At 69.5% G+C, this 21,113-nt stretch carries 19 protein-coding genes, 4 tRNA genes and 4 pseudogenes; 18 read left to right on the top strand and 9 right to left on the bottom strand.

Annotated features, from left to right (window positions below; genetic code table 11):
- Positions 1–3 precede the first annotated feature (3 nt).
- From ACF1BE_RS21215 to ACF1BE_RS21200, 4 genes are all read left to right on the top strand, one after another.
- Positions 4–1,578 carry an NADH-quinone oxidoreductase subunit M gene (locus ACF1BE_RS21215; protein WP_392200556.1) on the top strand — a complete coding sequence of 525 codons (1,575 nt, stop codon included), beginning with the start codon at positions 4–6 and terminating at the stop codon, positions 1,576–1,578.
- The gene (locus tag ACF1BE_RS21210) at positions 1,575–3,098 is read left to right on the top strand and encodes an NADH-quinone oxidoreductase subunit N (protein WP_392200555.1); all 1,524 of its coding nucleotides are present in this window, start codon (positions 1,575–1,577) and stop codon (positions 3,096–3,098) included. Before ACF1BE_RS21215 ends, ACF1BE_RS21210 begins: the two co-directional genes overlap by 4 nt.
- Positions 3,099–3,287: 189 nt before the next feature.
- Entirely contained in the window at positions 3,288–4,148 is an 861-nt protein-coding gene (gene htpX / locus ACF1BE_RS21205; protein WP_392200554.1) for a zinc metalloprotease HtpX, read from the top strand.
- Positions 4,145–4,537, top strand: coding sequence for a YccF domain-containing protein (locus ACF1BE_RS21200; protein WP_392200553.1), 393 nt, complete (start codon positions 4,145–4,147; stop codon positions 4,535–4,537). Before htpX ends, ACF1BE_RS21200 begins: the two co-directional genes overlap by 4 nt.
- Positions 4,538–4,579: 42 nt before the next feature.
- Here the strand turns inward: ACF1BE_RS21200 and ACF1BE_RS21195 are convergent, their stop codons facing one another.
- Complete coding sequence (locus tag ACF1BE_RS21195) at positions 4,580–5,833, bottom strand: APC family permease (protein WP_392200552.1); 1,254 nt, start codon at positions 5,831–5,833, stop codon at positions 4,580–4,582.
- A gap of 154 nt (positions 5,834–5,987) precedes the next feature.
- On the opposite strand from ACF1BE_RS21195, the gene ACF1BE_RS21190 reads away from it, so the two are divergent.
- Positions 5,988–6,254 (top strand): GlsB/YeaQ/YmgE family stress response membrane protein, encoded by a 267-nt coding sequence (locus tag ACF1BE_RS21190; protein WP_392200551.1) that lies wholly within the window; start codon positions 5,988–5,990, stop codon positions 6,252–6,254.
- Positions 6,255–6,319: 65 nt separating this feature from the next.
- On the opposite strand, the gene ACF1BE_RS21185 is transcribed toward ACF1BE_RS21190, so the two are convergent.
- Positions 6,320–6,808 (bottom strand): YajQ family cyclic di-GMP-binding protein, encoded by a 489-nt coding sequence (locus ACF1BE_RS21185; protein WP_392200550.1) that lies wholly within the window; start codon positions 6,806–6,808, stop codon positions 6,320–6,322.
- A gap of 226 nt (positions 6,809–7,034) precedes the next feature.
- Here ACF1BE_RS21185 and ACF1BE_RS21180 point away from each other — a divergent pair.
- A tRNA-Tyr gene (locus tag ACF1BE_RS21180) sits at positions 7,035–7,116 on the top strand.
- A 174-nt stretch (positions 7,117–7,290) separates the two neighbouring features.
- Here ACF1BE_RS21180 and ACF1BE_RS21175 read toward each other — a convergent pair.
- On the bottom strand, positions 7,291–8,310 hold the full coding sequence (locus ACF1BE_RS21175) for a tyrosine-type recombinase/integrase (RefSeq protein WP_392200683.1): 1,020 nt from the start codon (positions 8,308–8,310) through the stop codon (positions 7,291–7,293).
- Positions 8,311–8,551: 241 nt separating this feature from the next.
- Here ACF1BE_RS21175 and ACF1BE_RS21170 point away from each other — a divergent pair.
- Positions 8,552–8,620 (top strand): annotated as a pseudogene (locus ACF1BE_RS21170) (integral membrane plasmid transfer protein); the annotation flags it as partial.
- A 32-nt stretch (positions 8,621–8,652) separates the two neighbouring features.
- Here ACF1BE_RS21170 and ACF1BE_RS21165 read toward each other — a convergent pair.
- Together ACF1BE_RS21165 and ACF1BE_RS21160 are read right to left on the bottom strand one after the other, a co-directional pair.
- Positions 8,653–8,718: pseudogene (locus tag ACF1BE_RS21165) on the bottom strand (hypothetical protein); the annotation flags it as partial.
- Positions 8,702–8,860: pseudogene (locus ACF1BE_RS21160) on the bottom strand (DUF3631 domain-containing protein); the annotation flags it as partial. The pseudogenes ACF1BE_RS21160 and ACF1BE_RS21165, both read right to left, overlap by 17 nt.
- Positions 8,861–9,242: 382 nt before the next feature.
- On the opposite strand from ACF1BE_RS21160, the gene ACF1BE_RS21155 reads away from it, so the two are divergent.
- From ACF1BE_RS21155 to ACF1BE_RS21145, 3 genes are all read left to right on the top strand, one after another.
- Positions 9,243–10,244 carry a hypothetical protein gene (locus ACF1BE_RS21155; protein WP_392200549.1) on the top strand — a complete coding sequence of 334 codons (1,002 nt, stop codon included), beginning with the start codon at positions 9,243–9,245 and terminating at the stop codon, positions 10,242–10,244.
- A gap of 2,564 nt (positions 10,245–12,808) precedes the next feature.
- Positions 12,809–12,910: transfer RNA gene (locus ACF1BE_RS21150), tRNA-OTHER, on the top strand.
- A gap of 373 nt (positions 12,911–13,283) precedes the next feature.
- Positions 13,284–13,946, top strand: a complete 663-nt coding sequence (locus ACF1BE_RS21145) for a histone deacetylase (RefSeq protein WP_392200548.1) — start codon at positions 13,284–13,286, stop codon at positions 13,944–13,946.
- Between the two features lie 65 nt (positions 13,947–14,011).
- On the opposite strand, the pseudogene ACF1BE_RS21140 reads toward ACF1BE_RS21145, so the two are convergent.
- Positions 14,012–14,176, bottom strand: a pseudogene (locus tag ACF1BE_RS21140) (DUF6313 family protein); the annotation flags it as partial.
- 76 nt (positions 14,177–14,252) lie between these two features.
- On the opposite strand from ACF1BE_RS21140, the gene ACF1BE_RS21135 reads away from it, so the two are divergent.
- A complete protein-coding gene (locus ACF1BE_RS21135; RefSeq protein WP_392200676.1) occupies positions 14,253–15,341 on the top strand; it encodes a PP2C family protein-serine/threonine phosphatase in 1,089 nt (362 codons plus the stop codon).
- Between the two features lie 350 nt (positions 15,342–15,691).
- Here ACF1BE_RS21135 and ACF1BE_RS21130 read toward each other — a convergent pair whose 3' ends face one another.
- A complete protein-coding gene (locus ACF1BE_RS21130) occupies positions 15,692–16,219 on the bottom strand; it encodes an SHOCT domain-containing protein (RefSeq protein WP_392200547.1) in 528 nt (175 codons plus the stop codon).
- Between the two features lie 233 nt (positions 16,220–16,452).
- On the opposite strand from ACF1BE_RS21130, the gene ACF1BE_RS21125 reads away from it, so the two are divergent.
- The 3 genes from ACF1BE_RS21125 to ACF1BE_RS21115 all read left to right on the top strand — a co-directional run bounded on the left by ACF1BE_RS21125 (position 16,453) and on the right by ACF1BE_RS21115 (position 17,412).
- Positions 16,453–16,806: a DUF6233 domain-containing protein gene (locus ACF1BE_RS21125; protein ID WP_392200546.1), complete on the top strand. Its 354-nt coding sequence runs from the start codon at positions 16,453–16,455 to the stop codon at positions 16,804–16,806.
- Between the two features lie 44 nt (positions 16,807–16,850).
- The gene (locus ACF1BE_RS21120) at positions 16,851–17,075 is read left to right on the top strand and encodes a hypothetical protein (protein WP_030641125.1); all 225 of its coding nucleotides are present in this window, start codon (positions 16,851–16,853) and stop codon (positions 17,073–17,075) included.
- 124 nt (positions 17,076–17,199) lie between these two features.
- Complete coding sequence (locus ACF1BE_RS21115; RefSeq protein WP_392200545.1) at positions 17,200–17,412, top strand: hypothetical protein; 213 nt, start codon at positions 17,200–17,202, stop codon at positions 17,410–17,412.
- 140 nt (positions 17,413–17,552) lie between these two features.
- On the opposite strand, the gene ACF1BE_RS21110 is transcribed toward ACF1BE_RS21115, so the two are convergent.
- Both ACF1BE_RS21110 and ACF1BE_RS21105 read right to left on the bottom strand, forming a co-directional pair.
- Complete coding sequence (locus ACF1BE_RS21110) at positions 17,553–18,209, bottom strand: NAD(P)H-binding protein (protein WP_392200544.1); 657 nt, start codon at positions 18,207–18,209, stop codon at positions 17,553–17,555.
- 89 nt (positions 18,210–18,298) lie between these two features.
- On the bottom strand, positions 18,299–19,564 hold the full coding sequence (locus ACF1BE_RS21105; RefSeq protein ID WP_392200543.1) for an amidohydrolase family protein: 1,266 nt from the start codon (positions 19,562–19,564) through the stop codon (positions 18,299–18,301).
- A gap of 485 nt (positions 19,565–20,049) precedes the next feature.
- Here ACF1BE_RS21105 and ACF1BE_RS21100 point away from each other — a divergent pair.
- The 4 genes from ACF1BE_RS21100 to ACF1BE_RS21085 all read left to right on the top strand — a co-directional run bounded on the left by ACF1BE_RS21100 (position 20,050) and on the right by ACF1BE_RS21085 (position 21,111).
- Positions 20,050–20,122 (top strand) — tRNA-Thr (locus ACF1BE_RS21100).
- 46 nt (positions 20,123–20,168) lie between these two features.
- Positions 20,169–20,241 (top strand) — tRNA-Met (locus ACF1BE_RS21095).
- 90 nt (positions 20,242–20,331) lie between these two features.
- Positions 20,332–20,496: a 50S ribosomal protein L33 gene (gene rpmG / locus ACF1BE_RS21090; RefSeq protein WP_003948671.1), complete on the top strand. Its 165-nt coding sequence runs from the start codon at positions 20,332–20,334 to the stop codon at positions 20,494–20,496.
- Between the two features lie 162 nt (positions 20,497–20,658).
- Complete coding sequence (locus ACF1BE_RS21085) at positions 20,659–21,111, top strand: MaoC family dehydratase N-terminal domain-containing protein (RefSeq protein ID WP_361991901.1); 453 nt, start codon at positions 20,659–20,661, stop codon at positions 21,109–21,111.
- The last annotated feature ends 2 nt before the right edge of the window (positions 21,112–21,113 follow it).

Below are 21,113 nucleotides of genomic sequence, written 5' to 3'. Positions count from 1 at the left end.
GGCGTGTTCGATATCAACGAGTCCGTGATGCAGTTCCTTCTGGCATTCATGGTCGCCGGCCCGCTCCTCGGCGCCGTCGCCGCCCTCCTCCCGGCCCCGCCCGGGCTGAAGGGGAAGTCCCCCGAGCAGGCCGTGCTCCGGCACGGCGTGACCGTCACCGGCGTGATCCTCATCGCCGCGGTCGTCCTCGCGCTCGGCTTCGACCACGACCACCCGTCGAAGATGCAGGCCACGACCGACATCAGCTGGATCCCCGCGCTCGACGTGCGCATCCACCTCGGCACCGACGGCATCTCCCTCCCCCTCCTGGTCCTGACCGCGCTGCTGACCTTCCTCTGCGCGCTGTACTCCTACTCCAGGCCGCCGTCGGGTCCGTCCCCGAAGGCGTACGTCGCGCTGCTGCTCCTGCTCGAGTCCGGCACCCTCGCGACCTTCGCCGTCCTCGACCTGCTGTTGTTCTTCCTCGCGTTCGAGATGGTGCTCATCCCCATGTACTTCCTCATCGCCCGCTGGGGCGGCGAGGGCCGGACCCGGGCCGCGTGGAAGTTCATCCTGTTCACACTGCTCGGTTCCGTGGTCATGCTGCTCGGCCTGCTCCTGATCGGGATCAAGGCGGGCACATTCGACATGGTGGCACTCGCCACTGACAACGGCCGGTCGCTGACCGCGTCCGTGCAGGTCATCGCCGTTCTGGCAATCGGGCTCGGGCTCGCGGTGAAGACGCCGATGTGGCCGCTGCACAGCTGGCTGCCCGACGCCCACACCGCCGCGCCGACCGTCGGCTCCGTCCTGCTGGCCGGCGTCCTGCTGAAGATGGGCACGTACGGGTTCGTCCGGATTCTCCTGCCGGTGGCCCCGCACGGCTTCCACACCTTCGCGCCGTACCTCGCCGCGTTCGCCGTCGTCGGGATCATCTACGGATCCCTGGCCTGCCTGGCCCTCGCCCGACGGGGCGCGAGGGGCGACCTCAAGCGACTCATCGCCTACTCCTCCGTCGGCCACATGGGCTTCGTCCTGCTCGGCATCGCCACCATGACCCCGACCGGAGTGAACGGCGCCCTGTTCGCCAACATCGCCCACGGCCTCATCACCGGTCTGCTGTTCTTCCTGGTCGGCGGGCTGAAGGACCGCACCGGCACCACCGACCTCGACACCCTCGCCCAGGGGACCGGCGGCGCGCTGTACGGCAGGGCACCGCGCCTGGGCGGTCTGCTGGCCTTCGGCGCGGTGGCCTCCCTCGGCCTGCCCGGCCTCGCCGGGTTCTGGGGCGAGATGCTCGCGCTGTTCGGGTCGTTCCGGCCCGCCGCCGGCCTCAGCCGGCCGGCCTTCCTCACCTTCATGGCGATCGGCGCGTTCGGCACCCTGCTCACCGCCGCGTACATGCTGATCGTGGTCCGCCGCGTCTGCATGGGCGGCGCCGAACGGGAAGTCCCGCGGCTCGCCGACGTCCACGGGTACGAGTTCGCCGCCTGGACCCCGCTCGTCACCCTCACCGTCGTCGCCGGACTGTGGCCGAGGGCCCTGCTCGGCCTCACCGACCCGGCCGTGCAGCAGCTCCTCGCAGGAGGCACCCGATGAGCGCCCTGGCCCAGCCGCTCGCCCAGTCGGTGGTCCAGTCCGTCGACTGGCTCGCCGTCGCCCCGCCCGTCGTCACCGCGGCCGTCGCCCTCGGCGTCCTCGTCGCCGACCTGTTCCTGCCCGAGTCCCGCAAGGCCGTCCTCGGCTGGGCCTCCGTCGCCGGACTCGGCGCGGCGGCCCTGCTGCTCCTGCCCCTCCGGGACGGTGACCGCGGCACCTTCTGCACGGACGGCCACGCGCGCGCGTGCAGCTACACCGCCGACCACTTCACCCTCGTCATCCAGTTCCTCGTCCTCGGCGGCGCCCTGCTCGCGGCCCTGCTCTCCGTCACCCATCTGGACGACGAGCGGCGGCGCGTCCCGCCGGGCGAGTTCTGGTTCCTGCTGCTGTCCTCCGCCGCCGGCGCCGCCCTGCTGCCCGCCTCCCGCGACCTGGCCACCCTGATCGTCGCCCTGGAGGTCGCCTCCCTGCCCGCCTTCGCCCTCGTCGGCATCCGGCACGGCGACAAGCGGTCCTCCGAGGCCGCCCTGAAGTTCTTCCTGTCCTCGGTCACCGCCACCGCGGTCAGCCTGATGGGCGTCAGCTTCGTCTACGCCTCCACCGGCACCCTCTACCTCACCCGGATCGCGCAGCGGCTGCCGCACGTCGACGGGCAGCTGCACACCCTCGCCCAGACCGGCGTCGTCCTCACCCTCGTCGGCTTCGCCTTCAAGACGGCCGCCGTCCCCTTCCACTTCTGGGTGCCCGACACCTACGTGGGCGCCCCGCTGCCCGTCGCCGCCTACCTGTCGGTCGTCGGCAAGGCGGTCGGCTTCTCCGGCCTCATCCTCGTCACCGTCATCGCGTTCCCGTCGTACGCCGACGTCTGGGGGCCCGCTCTGGCCGTGCTGGCCGCCCTCACCATGACCGTCGGCAACGTCGCCGCCCTGCGCCAGCAGGCCAAGCGCGCGCACAGCGCGGTACGGCTCCTCGCCTGGTCCTCCGTCGGCCAGGCCGGCTACCTGCTGGTGCCGATCGCCGCCGCCGGATACACCGAGGACGCCGAGAAGGCGATCGGCTCCACGGTCGCCTACGCCCTGATGTACGCCGCCGTGAACCTGGGTGCCTTCGCGGTGGCCGCCCTGGTGGGCCGCGAGCGCGTCCTGAACCGGATCAGCGACTACCGGGGCCTGTACGCCACCAACCCGCTCACCGCGCTGCTCCTGGCCTTCTTCCTGCTGTGCCTGGCCGGCCTGCCGCCGGGTGTCATCGGCCTGTTCGCCAAGGTCACCGTGTTCTCGGCGGCCGTCGACGCGGGCCTCGGCTGGCTCGCCGTCGTCATGGCCGTCAACGTCGTCATCGCCCTCTTCTACTACCTCCAGTGGACGGCCGCGCTGTTCCGCGCCCCCGAGGGCGAGCCCGCCCGGCACCGCGTCCCGGCCCCCCTCACGGCTGCCATCGCCCTCACCGGGGTGCTCGGCGTCGCCCTGTCCGGAGCACCGCAGCTGGTCCTCCGTTTCGCGGCCACCGGACTTTTCTGAGGAGTCGCCACGCGCGCGGGGCACTCGTGCCGCCCCGCGCGCGCCACGCCGTACCGGCCCGCCACCCGTACGGCCGACGCGCGCCACCGCGGGCACCGGGGAACTCGCGACAGCCGCCCGGCGTTGTCACCAGCGGGAGGGTCCACTGGATCAGAGTGTTCCCCAGCTGCACGACTTGGAGGGCGCACCGTGCACCGCCGGCACAACGGGCTCAGGACCGCCGTACTCCTCGGGGGGCTGTCCGCACTCATCATCGTCATCGGCAGCTTCTTCGGACGCGCCGGACTGATCGTCGCGGTCCTCGTCGCCCTGGGTACGAACGCGTACGCGTACTGGAACAGCGACAAGCTGGCGCTCCGCGCGATGCGTGCCCGCCCGGTCAGCGAGTTCGAGGCCCCGGCGCTGTACCGGATGGTGCGCGAGCTGTCCACGCAGGCCCGCCGGCCCATGCCCCGGCTGTACATCTCGCCGACGGAAGCCCCCAACGCCTTCGCGACCGGCCGCAACCCGCGCAACGCGGCCGTGTGCTGCACCGACGGCATCCTGCGCCTGCTGGACGAGCGTGAACTGCGTGGCGTCATCGGCCACGAACTGAGCCACGTCTACAACCGGGACATCCTCATCTCCTCGGTCGCCGGCGCCCTCGCCTCGGTGATCATGTTCCTGGTGAACTTCGCCTGGCTGATCCCGATCGGCCGGTCGGACGACGACGACGGTCCCGGCCTGCTCGGCATGCTGCTGATCATGATCCTCGGCCCCCTCGCCGCCACCCTGATCCAGCTGGCCGTCAGCCGCTCCCGGGAGTACGAGGCGGACGCCTCGGGCGCCCGGCTGACCGGTGACCCGCTCGCGCTCGCCCGCGCCCTGCGCAAGCTGGAGACCGGTACCCAGCAGCTTCCGCTGCCCCCCGAGCCCCGGATCGAGACGGCGAGCCACATGATGATCGCCAACCCGTTCCGCCCGGGCCAGGGGCTGTCCAAGATGTTCTCCACGCATCCCCCGATGGCGGAGCGCATCTCCCGGCTCGAGAAGTTGGCAGGCCGTCAGTGAAAACCGTCCTGAACCTCATCTGGCTCGTGCTGAGCGGCTTCTGGCTGTTCCTCGGCTACGTGCTCGCCGGCGTCCTGCTGTGCGTCACGGTGATCGGCATCCCCTTCGGTGTCGCCGCGTTCCGCATCGGCGTCTACGCCCTGTGGCCGTTCGGGTACACCACGGTCGAGCGCCGCGACGCGGGCGCCCCCTCCTGCGTCGGCAACGTCCTGTGGCTGCTCCTGGCCGGCTGGTGGCTGGCCCTCGCCCACATCGCCACCGGCATCGCCCTGTGCGTCACCATCATCGGCATCCCGTTCGGCATCGCCAACTTCAAGCTGATCCCGGTCTCCCTGCTGCCGCTGGGCCGCGACATCGTCCGCACCGACGAGCCGTTCGCGACCCGCTGACCACGCCGACGCCGCAACCCCCGCGGACCCGCTGACGACGCGTCACGACCCGCGTCCGGCCGCCCACCACCGCCGTACGCCGTAGGCCGCCGCACCCGCCAGGAGCACCCCGGTGCCCACGGCCACCGACGCCACGGGCAGCGCGCACGCCAGGAGCGCGCAGCCCAGCAGACCCGCCGCCGGCACCACGCGCGACAGCGGGGCCCGGCTCAGCGTCCAGGCCGAGGCGTTGGCGACGGCGTAGTAGGCCAGCACACCGAAGGACGAGAAGCCGATCGCACCGCGCACGTCCACCGTCGCGGCCAGTACGGCCACCACCGCGCCCACGGCCGTCTCCGCCCGGTGCGGGACCTGGAAGCGCGGGTGCACGGCCGCCAGCGCGCCCGGCAGGTGCCCGTCCCGGGCCATGGCGAGCGTCGTACGGGACACGCCGAGCACCAGCGAGAGCAGCGAGCCCAGCGCGGCGAGCGCCGCCCCGGCCCGGACCACCGGGACGAGCCCCGGCACCCCGGCCGCCCGCACCGCGTCGGCCAGCGGCGCCGCCGCCTGCCCGAGCCGGCCCGCACCGAGGACGGCGAGCACCGCGACGGCCACGCACGCGTACACGGCCAGTGCGATCCCGAGGGCCGTCGGGACCGCCCGCGGGATCGTGCGCGCCGGATCGCGCACCTCCTCCCCGAGCGTGGCGATCCGCGCGTACCCGGCGAACGCGAAGAACAGCAGCCCGGCCGCCTGGAGCACCCCGCCGGCCCCCGACGGGAGACCGAGGGCCGGCCGGCCGGCGTCGGCCCGGCCGGAGGTGAGGCACACGACGACCACGGCCGCGAGCACGGCGAGCACGACCGTCACGATCAGCCGCGTCAGCCACGCCGACTTCTGGACACCGCCGTAGTTCACGGCCGTCAGGGCCACCACGGCCACGACCGCCACCACGTGTGCCTGCCCCGGCCAGACGTACACGCCCACGGTGAGCGCCATGGCCGCGCAGGAGGCCGTCTTGCCGACCACGAAGGCCCAGCCGGCCAGATACCCCCAGAAGGCGCCCAGCTGCTCCCTGCCGTACACGTACGTCCCGCCCGACGCCGGATGGCGGGCGGCGAGCCGGGCCGAGGACATGGCGTTGCAGTAGGCCACCACGGCGGCCACGGCCAGCCCGGGCAGCAGCCCCGGGCCCGCCGCGCGCGCGGCGGGCCCCAGAGCCGTGAAGACTCCGGCGCCGACCATGGCGCCGAGGCCCACGACCACGGCGTCCCGCACGCCCAGAGTGCGGCGCAGACCGGTCCCGGTACTTGTCATGTGCCAGACCCTACTGATCGCGGCAACCGCCGGACGGTCCCGCGACGTCCTCCTCACCGACACGGCACGAACACGCGCGCGACGCGCGGCGGTCCTCGCGGGAAACCCGGGAACCGGGCCGTGCGGACAGAGCGCGGAAGGGCAGGTTCACGGCATGGGCATCATCGGTTGGATCATCCTCGGACTGCTGGCCGGAGCCATCGCCAAGGTCCTCCTGCCGGGCCGCGACCCCGGCGGCTTCATCGGTACGACCCTCATCGGCATCGCGGGCGCCTTCATCGGAGGCTGGATCTCCTCCCGCTGGCTCGACCACCCGATCAGCAAGCACTTCTACGACGGCCCCACCTGGGTGGCGGCGATCGGCGGCTCCCTGGTGCTGCTGATCGTCTACCGCCTGCTGTTCGGCAACTCGCGGGACTGAGCACGGCACGACAGCACGGAAGGGCGGGCACCACCGGGTGCCCGCCCTTCCTCTTCGGCGTCCGCCTACCGGTAGTTCACGAACTGGAGCGCGAAGTCGAAGTCCTTGCCCTTCAGGAGGGCGATCACGGTCTGGAGGTCGTCGCGGCTCTTGGAGCTGACCCGCAGCTCCTCCCCCTGGACCTGGGCCTTCACGCCCTTCGGGCCCTCGTCGCGGATGATCTTCGCCACCTTCTTCGCGTTGTCCTGGGAGATGCCCTCCTCGATCGACGCGAAGATCTTGTACTCCTTGCCGGAGAGCTGCGGCTCGCCCGCCTCCAGGGCCTTCAGGGAGATGCCGCGCTTGACCAGCTTGGACTGGAAGACGTCGAGGACGGCCTTCACCCGGTCCTCGGAGTTCGCCTCCATGAGGATCTTGTCACCCGACCACGAGATCGAGGCGCCCACACCCTTGAAGTCGTAGCGCTGCGAGATTTCCTTGGCGGCCTGGTTGAGGGCGTTGTCGACCTCCTGCCGCTCGACCTTCGAGACGATGTCGAAACTGGAGTCGGCCATGTCCTGTGGCTCCTTGTATCGGGGTGCGTATCGGATGCGTACCGGCGTGCGCGGCGGCAGCCGCCGGGCCCGGTGGGCACCGGGCCGCATCCGCACCAGCCTAGCCACCCCGTGGCCCGAGACGTGGCGATCAATCGGGTGGCGAAGCACCCCTGGGCATCGGGTATTGTTTACGTCGTTGCCGGGGAGCACCGCCGAAAGCGGGTGCGAACGGCAGCACAACCCCGGCGGTGTGCCCGAGCGGCCAAAGGGAGCAGACTGTAAATCTGCCGGCTCAGCCTTCCCAGGTTCGAATCCTGGCGCCGCCACATTGGGGAAGACCCCCTCTCATCAGCCATAACGGCAGGTGAGAGGGGGTTTCTCGTTACCGGCGTCCGTTCGATTCGTCGTGGTCGAGACGCGGACGTGTCTCACTTCATATCGCCCGTATCCCGGCATGGATCAGCGCGTGTCCCCCAGGTGTCCCCCGGGGGAGCGGGCGATTACTCCGGCTCGTTCCACTCCCGCAGAGCCGCATCGATCCGGTTGTTCGCACGCTCCCGGGTCTGGTCCAGCACCTTCGCGTACACCTTGTGCAGCACCGCGATGCTGTGACCGGCGCGGCGCGCGCACTCCATCGCGTCCACACCCGAGCTGAGCCAGAACGACACCCCGGCGTGCCGCAGGTCGTAAGGGCGGCGGGCCAGCAGTGAAACCGTCTCCGCTTCGCTCAGCACGTCCCGGCGGGCCCGCGTCCACACCTCCCCATATCCCGTCTCCTGGAGCAGGCCGTTGCGGTTGGTCCGGAACAGCCGGCCGTCCGGAGCCGTCCCGTGCACGGCGATGTGCTGCCGCAGCATGCGGACGAAATGCGGCGGGATGGGGACCGGTCGGGAATCCTTCTCAGCGCGGGCTTTGAGGTGCCGCAGCTCGTGCGCCGTGCCGTCATCCGTCCAGCCCCGACCTGCCCGGACGACACCTTGCCGCAGGGTGAGCATGCCCCACCCGGATTCAGGGAGGTGGCACTGGGCCACGCGCAGCCCAGTGGCTTCAGCCGGCCGCATGGCCGCGTAGTACAGGCAGCCGAAGAATGCCTCCAAGTGCTGCCCGCGGGGCCCCTGCTCTCGGACTCCGGCCAGCAGCGCACGCACCTGACGGGGGTTGGCGACACTCTCAGGGTCGACCTGTTCCACCGACTTGGGCGCGGCCCATTTCACAGCTGTGAGCGGGTTGACTGGAAGGGCGAAGTACTTCTCCTCCACGGCGAGGCCCAGAACGTCGCTCAGACACGCGCGCTTCCTCTTCGCGGTGCGCGGGGAAGCAGCCTTTCCGTCCAGGCGCAGCGACAGGGCGTCCAGGGCCAGGCGCACGGTCGCAGGATCTTCCAGCGCAGACACCGGCATGGAGTTCTTGGCAATCCAGGCGAGAGCGCGGGCCACATCCTCCGGTGGGGTCTCGTCCCACCGGTTTCGGTTGTACGCCCACCCGTAGAGCGCCCGCCGCATGAGGGCGGCATCGGGCATGCCCGACTTCGTCCGCACGAGCGCGGGCGTGATCGTGGCAAGCGCATCGGCGTAGTTCTTCCGCGACTTCGCCGGGGCCGGCGCCCACTTGCGGTCGACGTAGGCCCGGCTGTGTTCGTACCAGGTGACGGAGCCCTGCTTCGCGCGCAGCTCCGAAACGGGCAGCCCCGTTTGAACGTGGTGAACGCGTTCAGCACCCGGGTGCGGCCGGTGCTCTGCTCGCGGTAGACCACGGTCTCCGCTGCTGCGCTCGGTCCGCCCGAACCTGCGCAGCCGGCACGGCTTCCCGCTGTGGGCCACCCTCACCGCGGTGGCCAGGTCCCGGCGGGCGCTGAGCACGCGGCGGTGAGCCCGGCGGACGCGGCGGGCGTCCAGCTCGGACGGCGTGCGTCGCGTCCGCGACGGCAAGCAGGGGTTCCCACACGTCGGCCGGCCGGTCGGTGACTCCGTCGGGCATGGCGGGCCAGGTTTGGGCGACCTGGTCGCGGACGGTGTCGGCCCATTTGGCGAGCTGGTTGCGCAGGGCGTGACCCTGCTTCTCGTGGATGCGCGGTAGACGTAGCCCATGATCCCTACATCTCGCTCAGCCCCACTAGACATCCCGTTCGCGGACCTTGGTGAAGCTGACTTGGTGGTCGACGCTGTCTACGCCGGTGGGACCCTCGGGCACTCCGGTGATGACCCCATCGGCAAGCTGCTGCCTGGTACCGGGAACCAGGGAGGGTTCCCCTATGCCGGGTCCCCGGTGAAGGGGACGGGGCGCCTGGCAGTGCTGTATACCAGCGGCGGAGCGGTGGACTAGCCGGATCACCTGGACACCGAGACCGGCACCTTCACCTACTGCGGTTACAACCGCACCCCGGGCAAGGGCCTAAAGGTGCTTCGATGCAGATTCATCAGCAGTGTTGCCGGGCGGTGGCTATGATCTCAACATGGCGTCCTCTCGATTCAGGCACATTCTCAACGCGGTAAAAGAGTCTCCCGGTGATGCTGTTACATACCTTACGGTTGCGGCAGTCGTTGCAGTCACACTGCTCGACATGTTCGAGGTAATTTCCCTTAGTCAGGAGTTCCTGTCCGGAGCGGCGATTGTGGTGCTGAGCGCATTCCTAATGACTCTGCTGGCTAGCCGGAAGGATGCTGTCGAGCAGAAACAAGTGCTGCATGGCGTCGTAACTGACCTAAGCATCATCAGGCGAGATATTGAAATCCGAGGAGTGGGGGCTCATGTCATTGAGATCCCACAAGAGGAAATCGGTGGCCGCTTTGATGGGCTTTTGAGTTCAACGCATTCTTGGCATTTTCGTGGAGGCTTGGGCGGCTGGCAGCGAAGCACCGCGCTTCCTTCTCTGTCGACCGTTACGAATCGAGATATTGCATATTCTATGCATATCTTGAATCCGGCCGACGAGGATCTGTGTCGTCGATATGCAAGTTATCGTGCAAGTGCGGGACAGCGGACCGGAACTACAGGTCCTGAGAATGTGCGCGATGAGCTACTTGCTCTTCTCTACGCGGTATCCTGGTATAATGAGCGAACTCGCATCAAGGCTGAAGTGTCATTCCTTCACAGCTACAGCCCGCTACGCTACGACTTGAGTGATGCGGGGCTTATCGTCACCGTGCCCGACATGCAGGAGCGGGCCATCTACGCTCCGGCCGGCGGTTGGTACTGCACTTCGGTTCGGGATGAGATGGATCAGGCAAGCAAGGCGCTCCCAGCTGTCGTACTGCCGTCGGGTCAGGGCATGTTTCCGCAGCAGTGGAGAGATGTTCGCGCGCCTCACGTAAGGGAAGCTTTGGAAGCTGTTAGGGTCCGACCCAGCAGGCTCTCTGCCCAGCCAAGTCACTCTTTGCTGACAGGGTGGGCCGACAGCTCGAATCTAGATTTTGAGAAGATCGCAAGCATGCCCTTTATGGGGAGGTCCAGCTAACATGAACCCACTCCGGCATGCCGTTGATATTTTTCGCACAGCTCCACTGAGTGACCAGGATTTTCCTGATGGTCCGGAGCTTCTACGGTTTCTCGCCGATGAATCGGACAGCTTTACTGCTTTCCAGCACCCTCTGGGGTTTGTGCACGCTGAACTCACCGCTCTTGCGGGTGGGCTACCGCGCGGCACTAGGGTGCGCGTGCATGTTTGGACCGAGGCCACTTCGAGCGGTGACGCACTCGGGCTAGTTCACGATCACATGTGGCGCCTCAGCAGTATGGTTTTACTTGGTCAGCTGGCCGATATCGCATTCAGGGCAGTTCCTGATCCGCAAGGCTCTCATGACGCGATCCGCGTAACATATGGGAAAGTGAACGAGTTCGCTCACGAAGGTAGAGTGGTCCTGCAGGAGACCGGTCGCCGATACGTGACGGCTGGTGAGATGTATGAAATCCCAGCCCGATCGATTCACGAGACCGTTATTGTTCGAGCGCCCGTCGCCACCTTGCTTGTTACACAAGACGATCCCCCCGGTTCCCCCGGACCAATGATCTTCGCGCCTCACCCGGCTGAACCTGCGGGGACGGCTATTCGGGAGCCTGTTGCGCCGGAACAAGTCTCGGCGCTCTTTAGGGCCGTGGCAGCTAAGGGAGTAACGTGAGGTGAGACTGTACGCCTGTGGCGGCCTGCAGCGCGCTACTGCGAAACTGCAGATGCTCAGGGTGTGGCCCATTCCCGAACTCCCGAAGGACTGCTGAGTAGCAGTCGCGGATGCCGAGCAGCGACCACGGTAGCTCGGCTGGACGCTGAACCACCGGGTGTAACCAACCGTGGGGCATCGTCGGGGTAGTCGAGCCTGAAGCGGCCAGAGGTGCAGGCCACACGCCGTCTGTCGCGCGGACTGTAAAGCTGCCGCTGCGTCAGGGCGCTTGCGTCCAATTGCTAGTACCCAGGTCAGCGCGCATAGCTTCTAACAGGCTCTGCTGGCAGGCACGGAACCTCTCCCGTCGAGCCTCGCATCCCGGTGTGTCCCAGCGGCTTCCGGATGCGACCTCCTTCCGGTAGTCGAGCAAGGCGGCGAGGGCGGTTCGCGTAGCTTCTCGCACGAGATGGCTTGCTATCAGCTCCATTTGATAGCGGCAGGCGTAGACGTCGTGCTCGCGGACCGCCATGGCTGCCATGTTCCTGCGCGCGGACGCGCTCCGCGGCCATCGGCTCGCGGCAAAGATTCGCTCCCGTGCACCGAACAGGGCAGTCAGGAACGCCGCGTAGGCAACCTCTTGGCGATCTCTGACCCGCGCCTGTTCCTCGCGGCGCCAGCGCCTGCGGTCTGTGAGGTAGGTAGCGACGACGGCGACTAGGCCGCCGATCACAGCGCTCACTGGTGCCGTCCAGTCCATCCGTCGAGTTTCCGTGGCGGACTGACCCATGCGGTAGAGGACGTCAGCCTGTGGTGGTCGACCGGCTGTGCTCGCAGTGGGATGCGGTGGGCTGCCGGCACACCTTGAATCGGCTTCATTTGAGGAAGGCGTGGGGCAGAGATTCAACCGTGCGGCTGGAGAGCAGCTAGGAGGATGTCTCCTGCGCGGTCTGTAAAGCTGCCGCTTTGCCGCCTGCTGGTCGTGTGAATATGTCGGCACGCGGGGCGGACCCAAAGTGGCTCTGCCGCGCAGCGCGGCTCTAAGGGGTCCGGCAGCGGCGCACTTCACAGGCTCCAGGTGTGACGGCAGTTGTGCCGCGCGGCCAATGCGACTGCCCACGACAGGCTGCCCCTTTGGGGCCATTAGGAGCCCAGTGAATGCCTGTCAGTCAAAACGAGTGAATCACGACGAGAAGCCGGCCAGACACGCGGCACCGGTTCCAACCTGCGATATAAGGCGGGTGGCGCGACCTGTTATGCACCGATTGGATGGCTCTTTCCGGCCAACCTTCCAAACCCGGGCTTCCCGTGGCCCAACCACCCCCTATGTGCATCCTGACCTGCTCGGGAAACGGGGTGGACGCCCTGCACACCCTACGGGGCTTGGCCACTGAAATAAGGCGCGCTTCCATACTCGGGGCGTGAGTGCGACGCTCGTGATCGCATGGTTGACGCCAAGGCCATGCCGACGATGCGGCGACTACAGGACTGGACGCACTCGCATCGCACTAGCAGCAAGCAGGGAGCGGCCCCCCGCGCCATCGGGAGGCCGCTCGTCACACCCATCCCAAAGCATGCGAGGAAGAAGGTGTTGTCATGACCTTACGCGGTCGCGCCGTGCGAACACAGGGCTGCCGTACACGATTGACGATCTACGTGCCCATCGTGCTGGCGCTCGGAGTAATCCCGGCAGCGTGCATCTACCCGTACCTTGCGGCACCGGTAAGTACAGCCGCTGCTGTCCTCGCTGCATCAGTTCCCCTCCTTAGGGGCCGATGGACCAACCAGCGAGAGCGATCGGTCGCAAACCACAGCACGTCCAACGAAGACACGCATGGAAGTAGCGGTCCTCTTGATCACAGCGACTCTCACTGAGGGGAAGACCGTGCGCCAGGCGATCCCGTTGTGGGGTCGATGTGGGACGGGTGGGTAGTGCCCGCGTAAACACGCTGCTCACGTGCCACTAGGTGCGCAGACTGTAAATCTGCCGGCTCAGCCTTCCCAGGTTCGAATCCTGGCGCCGCCACGCTGAGAACGAAGGGCCCGTGGCCTGCTTGCACAGCAGGTCACGGGCCCTTCGTCATGCTCCCCCTGGCGAGCGAAGGACTGTCTCACGCTGTCCAGCGTTCGGACGTTCCATCCGATGCGTGTGGACGGGGCGTGGACGGGATCTTCGGTACGTCATCGGCGTCGCTCCAGCCGAGTGGACCGACTCGGGCGGGACCGGAACGTGGCGGACCGCCCTACGTGGCCGGTGCTTCAGCAAGAGACGACCGCGCGGACTTCGGTCCCGCACGGCGCCCAGAGCTCGGCCGCTTGTCCGGGTTCGGCGCACAGACCGTCACGCATCGGGTACGACGTATCCGCCGAGTGAAGACGTTCTCCAGGAGTCACCACCCGTGAACGCGCTACGAAGCATCGACCCGACACCGCCGGGCGATCTCCACCCCGAGTGCGTCTGGTACGCCTCGTACGGCTCCAACATGCACCTGGATCGTCTCGCGTTCTACATCCGGGGCGGCCGGCTACCCGGAACCGCGAAGGTGTGTCCCGGGTGCAGAGATCCACGGATGCCCACCCGTTCGATCCCGGTCGAACTGTGCGGCGCCATGTACTTCGCGACCGAGTCGCCGGTATGGGGCGGCGGAAGAGCCTTCTACGACCCGAAGGCAGAAGGGCGGGTTCTCGCGCGAGCGCATCTGGTCACGGCGGGGCAGTTCTCGGATATCGCGGCCCAGGAGATGTACCGGGAGCCAGGTGAAGGGATCGACCTCACCGAAGTGCTGACGCGGGGCGCGGCGGTCTTGGGTGACGGGCGCTACGAGACATTGGTATGTGCCGGCCAAGTGGACGGGCGACCCCTGCTGACCTTCACCGCCCCCTGGAAGCTGCACGATGTTCCATGGAACCCCCCGTCAGCCGCTTATGTGCGCTACCTGGCGGCCGGGTTGCTCTCGGCGGAGGCGTGGGACGTGGAAACGGTCGCTGCGTACGTCGCGGCTTGCCCGGGCGCGGCGGGCCACTGGTCGAAAGGGGCGGTCGCGGGTCTTCTGCGAAGCTGATTCCGCGGCCCCTGGGCCATGTCCGAATGAGGACAGGCAGCGCACCGGCGCCCGCGCCTCTGCCGGACGGGCTCCGCGATCACGTGTCCTGCGACCCCACCGATGATGGCCGGCACGAGGAGCCAGCACTTGGGCCGGCCGCCATCGGGAGTCCCCGGTGCAGGATGAACCGGGTGACCGCGGCGGACTGGGTTGGAGCCGTGGGATCCAGCGAGGCAGGCTTGGTGCATGAGGTCGCTCTTGCGCTCACCCCCGGTGCCGGGAGCGGGCGGTCATAACCGGGTCCTCTTCACGCTGATGCAGTGCGTGCCCTTCTTGATCGCCCTGGCCGTACTGGTCATCGAGCTCACGCCTGCGCACTTCATCTACACCGGCCCCTTTCTCACCGCGGTGCCGGCGCTGGCCGCAGTGACGTTGGGGCCCAAGGGCACGACCGCGGCGGCGGCCCTCGCGTTGGCGATCAGTGTGACCACCGCGACGCACAACGGGGCGTGGGGCACCCTGCAGGTCTACAGCAACTTCCTGGCCCTGATCCTGGTTTCCGTGGCTGGGTTCATCACCAGCCGCGCCATGCAGGAGCGCAGGCAGAGAGAGCTCGACCAGGTCGGCCGCATCGCCGTGGCGGCCCAGGACGTCGTGCTGCGGCCCGTGGCCCCGGACCTGGGCCCACTGCGGGCGGGCAGCTTGTGCCTCGTGGCTGGGACGGGCGCACGGGTGGGCGGTGATCTGTACGAGGCCGTGCAGACGCGGTACGGCGTCCGGATGATCGTCGGAGACGTCCGGGGCAAAGGGCTGTCCGCGGTGCGGGCCGTCGCAGTGGCACTGGGCGCGTTCCGGGAGGCCGTTCACTACGAGGACGACCTGGTGGAGGTCATGAACCGCTGCGCGGCTGCGCTGCGACGGGAGCTCGCCGTCCCGGGTGCGTACGGTCAGGAGGTTCTGCTGGAAGGGTTCACCACGGCTCTCATCGCACAGGTGCCGGACGAACCCGTGGTGCAGCTGGTCAACCGTGGACACCCACCACCGCTGCTGCTGCACCGGGGCAGGGCGTCACCACTCATGCCGAGCCTGCCGTCGCCGCCCCTCGGCCTCGAGGATCTCATCACCGACCTTCCCGGGAAGCCTGAGAGCTATGCGTTCGTCCCCGGTGACCGCCTGTTGATGTACACCGATGGTGTGATCGAGGCCCGCGACCGCGACGGCACGTTCTTCGCTCTGCCGGAGGCCGTGGAGCGGATGGGTGTCAACCTGAGCCCGCCGGGATTCCTGGAGCAACTGCACCAGGGGTTGATCCGTCACACCGGCGGTGCCCTGGCCGACGATGTGGCGATGATCCTGGTCGACCGGTGCGACGGCCCACCACAGTCACCTTCCGGTGGGGCAGGCGTGGGGTGACCGTCGCGGGCGGCTGGGGAACCGCAGCTCGGCGGTCGTCCTCCGCGCGGTCTGCCCATCTGCCGGCTCGGCCTTCCCAGGTTCGCTTCCTGGCGCCGCCGCGCCGGGGAAGACCTCTCCCACCAGCCGGACGTGTCTCACTTCGTACCGTCCGTGTCCCGGCACCGATCAGCGCGTGTCCCCCAGGTGTACCCCGGGGGAGCGTGCTGTCACTCCGGCTCGTTCCACTCCATGGCGACGGGCGGGCTCACTGTGGAGGGCGGAGTACTTCTCCTCCACAGTGAGCCCCAGAACGCGACGTACTGGCTCAGGAGCCCGGGCGCGGGCGCGTGCGGTGAGCGAGGCGCGCATCACATGCGGGCGAGGATCTCCGCCTTCTTGGCCGTGAACTCCTCCTCCGAGAGGATGCCCGCGTCGAGCAGTTCCGCCAGCTGTCGCAACTGCTCGACAGGCGTGCTCGCCTGCGGTGCGGGGGCCGCGGCCTGAACAGGGCGAGCGGCAGGAGGGGCCTGGTTCGGGGCGGGGATCTTCCCGAGTACCAGGTCGGTGAGCAGTGCCTTGATGCCGGGAGCCGAGTCGTGCGGCACTCGGAAGTCGATCGTGTTACCCGAAGCCACCACGACGACCTTGGTGTACAGCAGGCCGTCCCGCTTGGTCACTACGCTGGAGATGCTCTTGACCGGGATCATCTCGCTGCCCGCCTTGGAGCTGCGGACCCCCGTGGCCAGGAGCGACGCGCCGCCGGTCAGCAAGCCTGCCGTGAGCTTCTTGGCGCTCATGCCGCCCCGGGTCCACTCGACCCGGTCGTGATAGATGGCCACGTCGGCGTTCTTGCCCTCGATGTGGCTCTTGAAAGTCATCAGCGCGCTGCTGGACATACGGTGCTCCTGAGTTCATGCGGCGTGGTACATGCCGTCTGCAACTAGACGCACGTGATTAGGTGAAGGTTGTACGAACTCCACCCGCCCTGCCGTCCTCGGCCCCGTGACCCGCGAGCGCAGGTCCCGGGGCCCTCGTCGTCGTGCTGTCCGGGCCGTCCGGCCGGGCTCATGACCGCCCCGAGCCGGGCCCCGCTGTCGCGTGCCGTGCCGGCGCCACTAGAATCGAACGTGTGAACGATGACCGTCCGCTGACGCGTCTCGACATGCTGCGCTTCGCCCGCCGTGTCGTCGAACACCAGGCTGCCCGGCAGCTTGCGCTGATGGATCGGTGGATCGCGGACGAGGAGCGCCGGGAGGCCGGACGGCAGCGCCGGCTCAGCGCCCGGCAGTCCGCCGCCGAGTGGGCTGTCGAGCGCGGCCTGAACGGCCGCAGCGCGGTGTACGTCCACGCCGGCGCCTGTACGGCCGCCGGGGGACGGGCGAAAGGCGTGGACCGCGAGCAGGCGGTACGCGCCCTGACCGAGGAAGGGGTCCCCGCGTGCCCGCTGTGCCGGCCGGACACCACGCTGGGGATTCTCGAATGACCGGCCCGGGTGCGGGCCCGAGCCGTCCGGATGATGCTGGAGCCATGGCAGGGAAACGTCCGATCATCGTGCACCTGCCGTCCCCGACCGGCGGTCGCCGGGTCCGGGTGGACGGCGAGATCCTCGGCCTCGCACACAACGTGCGGGACCTGGTGGAGTTCCTGCGCCGGGCTGGGCTGGAGATCGAACCGGAGGAAGTGGCCGACTCACCGCTGATCGACTGGCGCGGAGTGGGACCCGACCGGTGGGAGGCGGAGACCCGGACATGAGGTGACGGCCCGCGGGCCTGCCCCACGCCGCCGTCACCCTTCGTGAGCCGGGCAGGCACATCCGGGGCCCGCCCCGACCCCGGCGCAGACGCGCCGACGGCCCGTACCGGGCACACTGGCGGGCATGTCCTCCCGACGCAGAACCTGCCCCGTGTGTCACCGCGAGATCGCCGTCGTCGCGGGCCGCTTCGCGCGGCACGACCCGCCCGGGGCACGGGAGAGCGCGGACCTCGTCTCCTGTGCCGGCTCCCGGCGGCCGGCACAACTCGGGGCGGCCCAGCCGTCGTTGGACGGGTACGTCCTACCGGACTTTCCCGGGCAGCTGCCGTTGTTCTGACGCGAGCCGACTCTGACGGGACGTCGTGCGGCGGGACGACCCGGCGGATGCGTGCCGCGGCCCGCCGTCCCGTCGACTCGTTGGCCCGTCAACTCGCCACCGCTCAGCGGGTACGGACCGGCAACGGCCGGCGACCGCTCTCAGTTCCCGGCCACCGACTTCACCGCGACCGACACGGGCGTGGAACCGCTGACCAGCTCCAGCGTGAGCCCGGTCGTCGCCGGCGTGTCCACCAGCTCCGCGAGAACGGCCGCCACGTCGTCCCGCGGGACCGCGCCGCGACCCGTGTGCGCCTCCAGCCGGACCAGCCCGGTGCCCGCGTCGTCCGTCAGCGAACCCGGGCGCAGGATCGTCCAGTCGAGCGACTCCTGCCGGGTGACGTACGCGTCGGCCTCGCCCTTCGCACGCAGGTACGCGTCGAAGACCCCGTCGCCCTGGTGGGCCGGATCCGCGCCCATCGAGGACACCACGACGAAGCGGCGTACGCGCGCGCGTACGGCGGCGTCCGCGAACAGCACCGCCGCGCCCCTGTCCACCGTGTCCTTGCGGGTCACACCGCTGCCCGGGCCCGCGCCGGCCGCGAAGACCGCCGCGTCCGCCCCCTGGAGATGCGCCGCGACCTCCTCCACCGAGACCGACTCCAGGTCCAGCAGGACCGGTTCGGCACCGGCCGCCCGCAGATCGTCGCCCTGTTCGGCCTTGCGGATGATGCCCGCCACCTGCTCTCCGCGCGCGGCGAGCAGGCGCTCCAGCCGCAACGCGATCTGACCATGACCACCAGCAATGACAATGCGCATGATTCCGACCGTACGCCCGAGAAGACGCGTCCGCCGCACGAGTGGACCGGCGGGCGCGGGACGTGCGGGGTGCACGCGCGCGTGGCCGCTCAGGACGGCTCTCCGCGCCCCTGGCGCGGCAGCCCCAGCTCCGCCGTCGCCGCCGAGTCGCAGTACTCGCGCACCGCGCTCGTCCGGGCCACCACCCGGCCCCGGTGCACCACGATCCGGCTGTAGGCCAGGGAGAGGACGCCGGCCAGACGGTCACCGCGTACGGCGAGGAGTTCGGCGGGGAAGCCCGCCTCCACGCGGACCTCGGGCAGGCCCAGGGCCGTACGGGCCGAGGCGCACACGGCGTCGTAGGCGTCCTGCGGGCGCAGGCCGTGGGCGGAGGCGAGGAGGTAGGCGGCCTCCAGGGGATCACCGCGGCCGACGGGGTTCGAGACGTCGCGCAGGGCGCCGCTGCCGGCCGCCAACCGCACCCCGGCCGCACGCAGCAGCCGTACCGGAGCCGAGCCCCGCCGGTCGGCGCTGCCGCAGCCGCCCTGGGGCAGGCACACCACCGTCACACCGGCCGCCGCGAGCTGGTCGGCGACCCGGCGGGCGACCTCGACGGGCAGGCGCGCGAGACCGGCGCAGGGCCCGATCGCCACGCCGGGGCGCAGGCCACCCGCCATCGCCGCGAGCCGGGACAGCCGGGCCGGATCGGCGGCGTCCGTGTGCAGGTCCACGGGACAGCCGTGTTCGGAAGCGACCTCCAGGACGGCCTCCACGTAGCCGGTGGGGTCCGGGTCCAGGTCCGGGCAACCGCCCACCACACAGGCGCCCATCTTCACCGCGTCCCGCAGCACGGCCAGCCCGTCGGCCCCGGCCACTCCGGTCAGCAGCCGCGGCATCGCCACCGCCGTCAGCTCCGCGAGCCCCCGCAGCGACCGCCGTGCCCGCAGGACCGCGCCCAGCGCGCCGAGCCCCTGGACGTCGCCCACGCGCACGTGCGCGCGCACCGCCGTCGCCCCGTGCCCGAGCTGGAGCAGGGCCGCCTCCGTCACCCGGCGCTGGATGTCCTCGGGCGCGTACGACACCGGGCCGGGGCGCTCGGCGGTGAGGGCGGTGTCGCCGTGGGCGTGCGGCTCGGCCGGGGCCGGCAGGAGCAGGTAGCCGCTCAGGTCCACGCGCGCGGTGGCCGTGCGGGCCGGTCCCGGGGCGAGACTGCCGGTCGTGCCCACCGCCTCGATGCGCCCGCCGCCCAGCCGTACGTCCACGGTCCGCCCGTCGGTGAGCCGGGCCCCGCTGAGCAGGAGGGCGCCCGGATCGGACGGCCCGGATGAGCCCGGCGAGTTCGACGGCGGGTGCGGCTGCGGCTGGCTGTCGGGCATCGCGCTCCAGGGTCGGGGCCGGGGGCTCGGTCGGACCGGGTGGGAAACCTCGGGGCCGTGCACGCCCCAAGATCACGCAGAGTGAGTCGAGCCTAGGGTGGCGAGCCGCGCGGGGCGGGTAGGAGCGCAATAGTCGTACCGGCGTGGTCCGCCCCAGGTGGTACAGGTGTCGCCCACCCGCGTGGCCCGCGCCACGCACGACGACGCCCGGACGCACGACGACGCCCGGACGCACGACGACGCCCCGGCGTACGAAGGCGCCTTGACGCGCACACGAAGGCGTCCGTACCCGCGACGTCGCCCACGCGGCGCGTGCCGGTCCTCCCGCCCCGCCCGCCACGGCCCTCGCCCGCCGTGCCCGGCCCGGCGAGCGCCCCCCCCTGAGGCCGAGGAGGCCGGTGAGAGGCCGGGGAAGCGGGCCGCGGTGGGCGGGGGGATACGGATTTGGGTGAACGGCGGCGGACCGTGTAATGTCTTCATCGCTCGCCCCAATAGCTCAGTCGGCAGAGCGTCTCCATGGTAAGGAGAAGGTCAACGGTTCGATTCCGTTTTGGGGCTCTGGTGTGAGAGGTTCCCGTCGCAAGGCGGGGGCTGATCTCATCAAAGCGGTGTAGCTCAGTCGGTAGAGCAAGCGGCTCATAATCGCTGTGTCACCGGTTCAAGTCCGGTCACCGCTACTGACAGTAGCCGATTGCGGGGTCGGTCCTTCGATCGGCTACTCTTTCTTGCGTTGAACCAGTCCATCCGTTCGTCTTAGGAGCACTCACGTGGCTGCCACCGACGTCCGCCCGAAGATCACGCTGGCCTGCGTGGAGTGCAAGGAGCGGAACTACATCACCAAGAAGAACCGGCGTAACAACCCGGATCGTCTTGAGATGAAGAAGCACTGCCCGCGTTGCAATGCGCACACCGCGCATCGCGAAACGCGATAAAACAGGCTCGTCCGTGAGGCCGTCCCCTTCCGTGGGGGCGGCCTCACGGCGTTTTCCACCACCTCGGCGTCCAGCCCCGCCCGCGCCTGGCCCCCTGCGCATACCGTGGCTGGTTTCCGGCTAATTTGGGGCCAGCACAGCAGACATCAGGAGGTGCGGGCCATGGCGCTCGACCAGTCCTTCGTGGGACGGACGTACCCGCCCACCGAGCCCTACGAGGTGGGCCGGGAGAAGATCCGCGAGTTCGCCGAGGCGGTGGGCGAGACCAACCCGGTGTACACGGACCCCGAGGCCGCCAAGGCGCTGGGTCACCCCGACGTGATCGCCCCGCCCACGTTCGTGTTCTCCATCACGTTCCGGGCCGCCGGGCAGGTCGTCCAGGACCCGCAGCTGGGACTGGACTACAGCCGCGTGGTGCACGGCGACCAGAAGTTCGCCTACGCCCGCCCGGTCCGCGCCGGCGACCGGCTCACGGTCACCTCCACGATCGAGGCGATCAAGTCCCTCGCGGGCAACGACATCCTGGACGTCCGCGGTGAGGTGCACGACGAGACGGGCGAACGCGTCGTGACCGCCTGGACCAAGCTGGTGGCCCGCGCGGCCGAGGAGGCCTGAGG

The organism is Streptomyces sp. NPDC014991 (assembly GCF_043080665.1).
Classification (GTDB): domain Bacteria; phylum Actinomycetota; class Actinomycetes; order Streptomycetales; family Streptomycetaceae; genus Streptomyces.
Note: the sequence above shows the minus strand (reverse complement) of the source record. Positions and strands in the feature narration are given on the sequence as shown.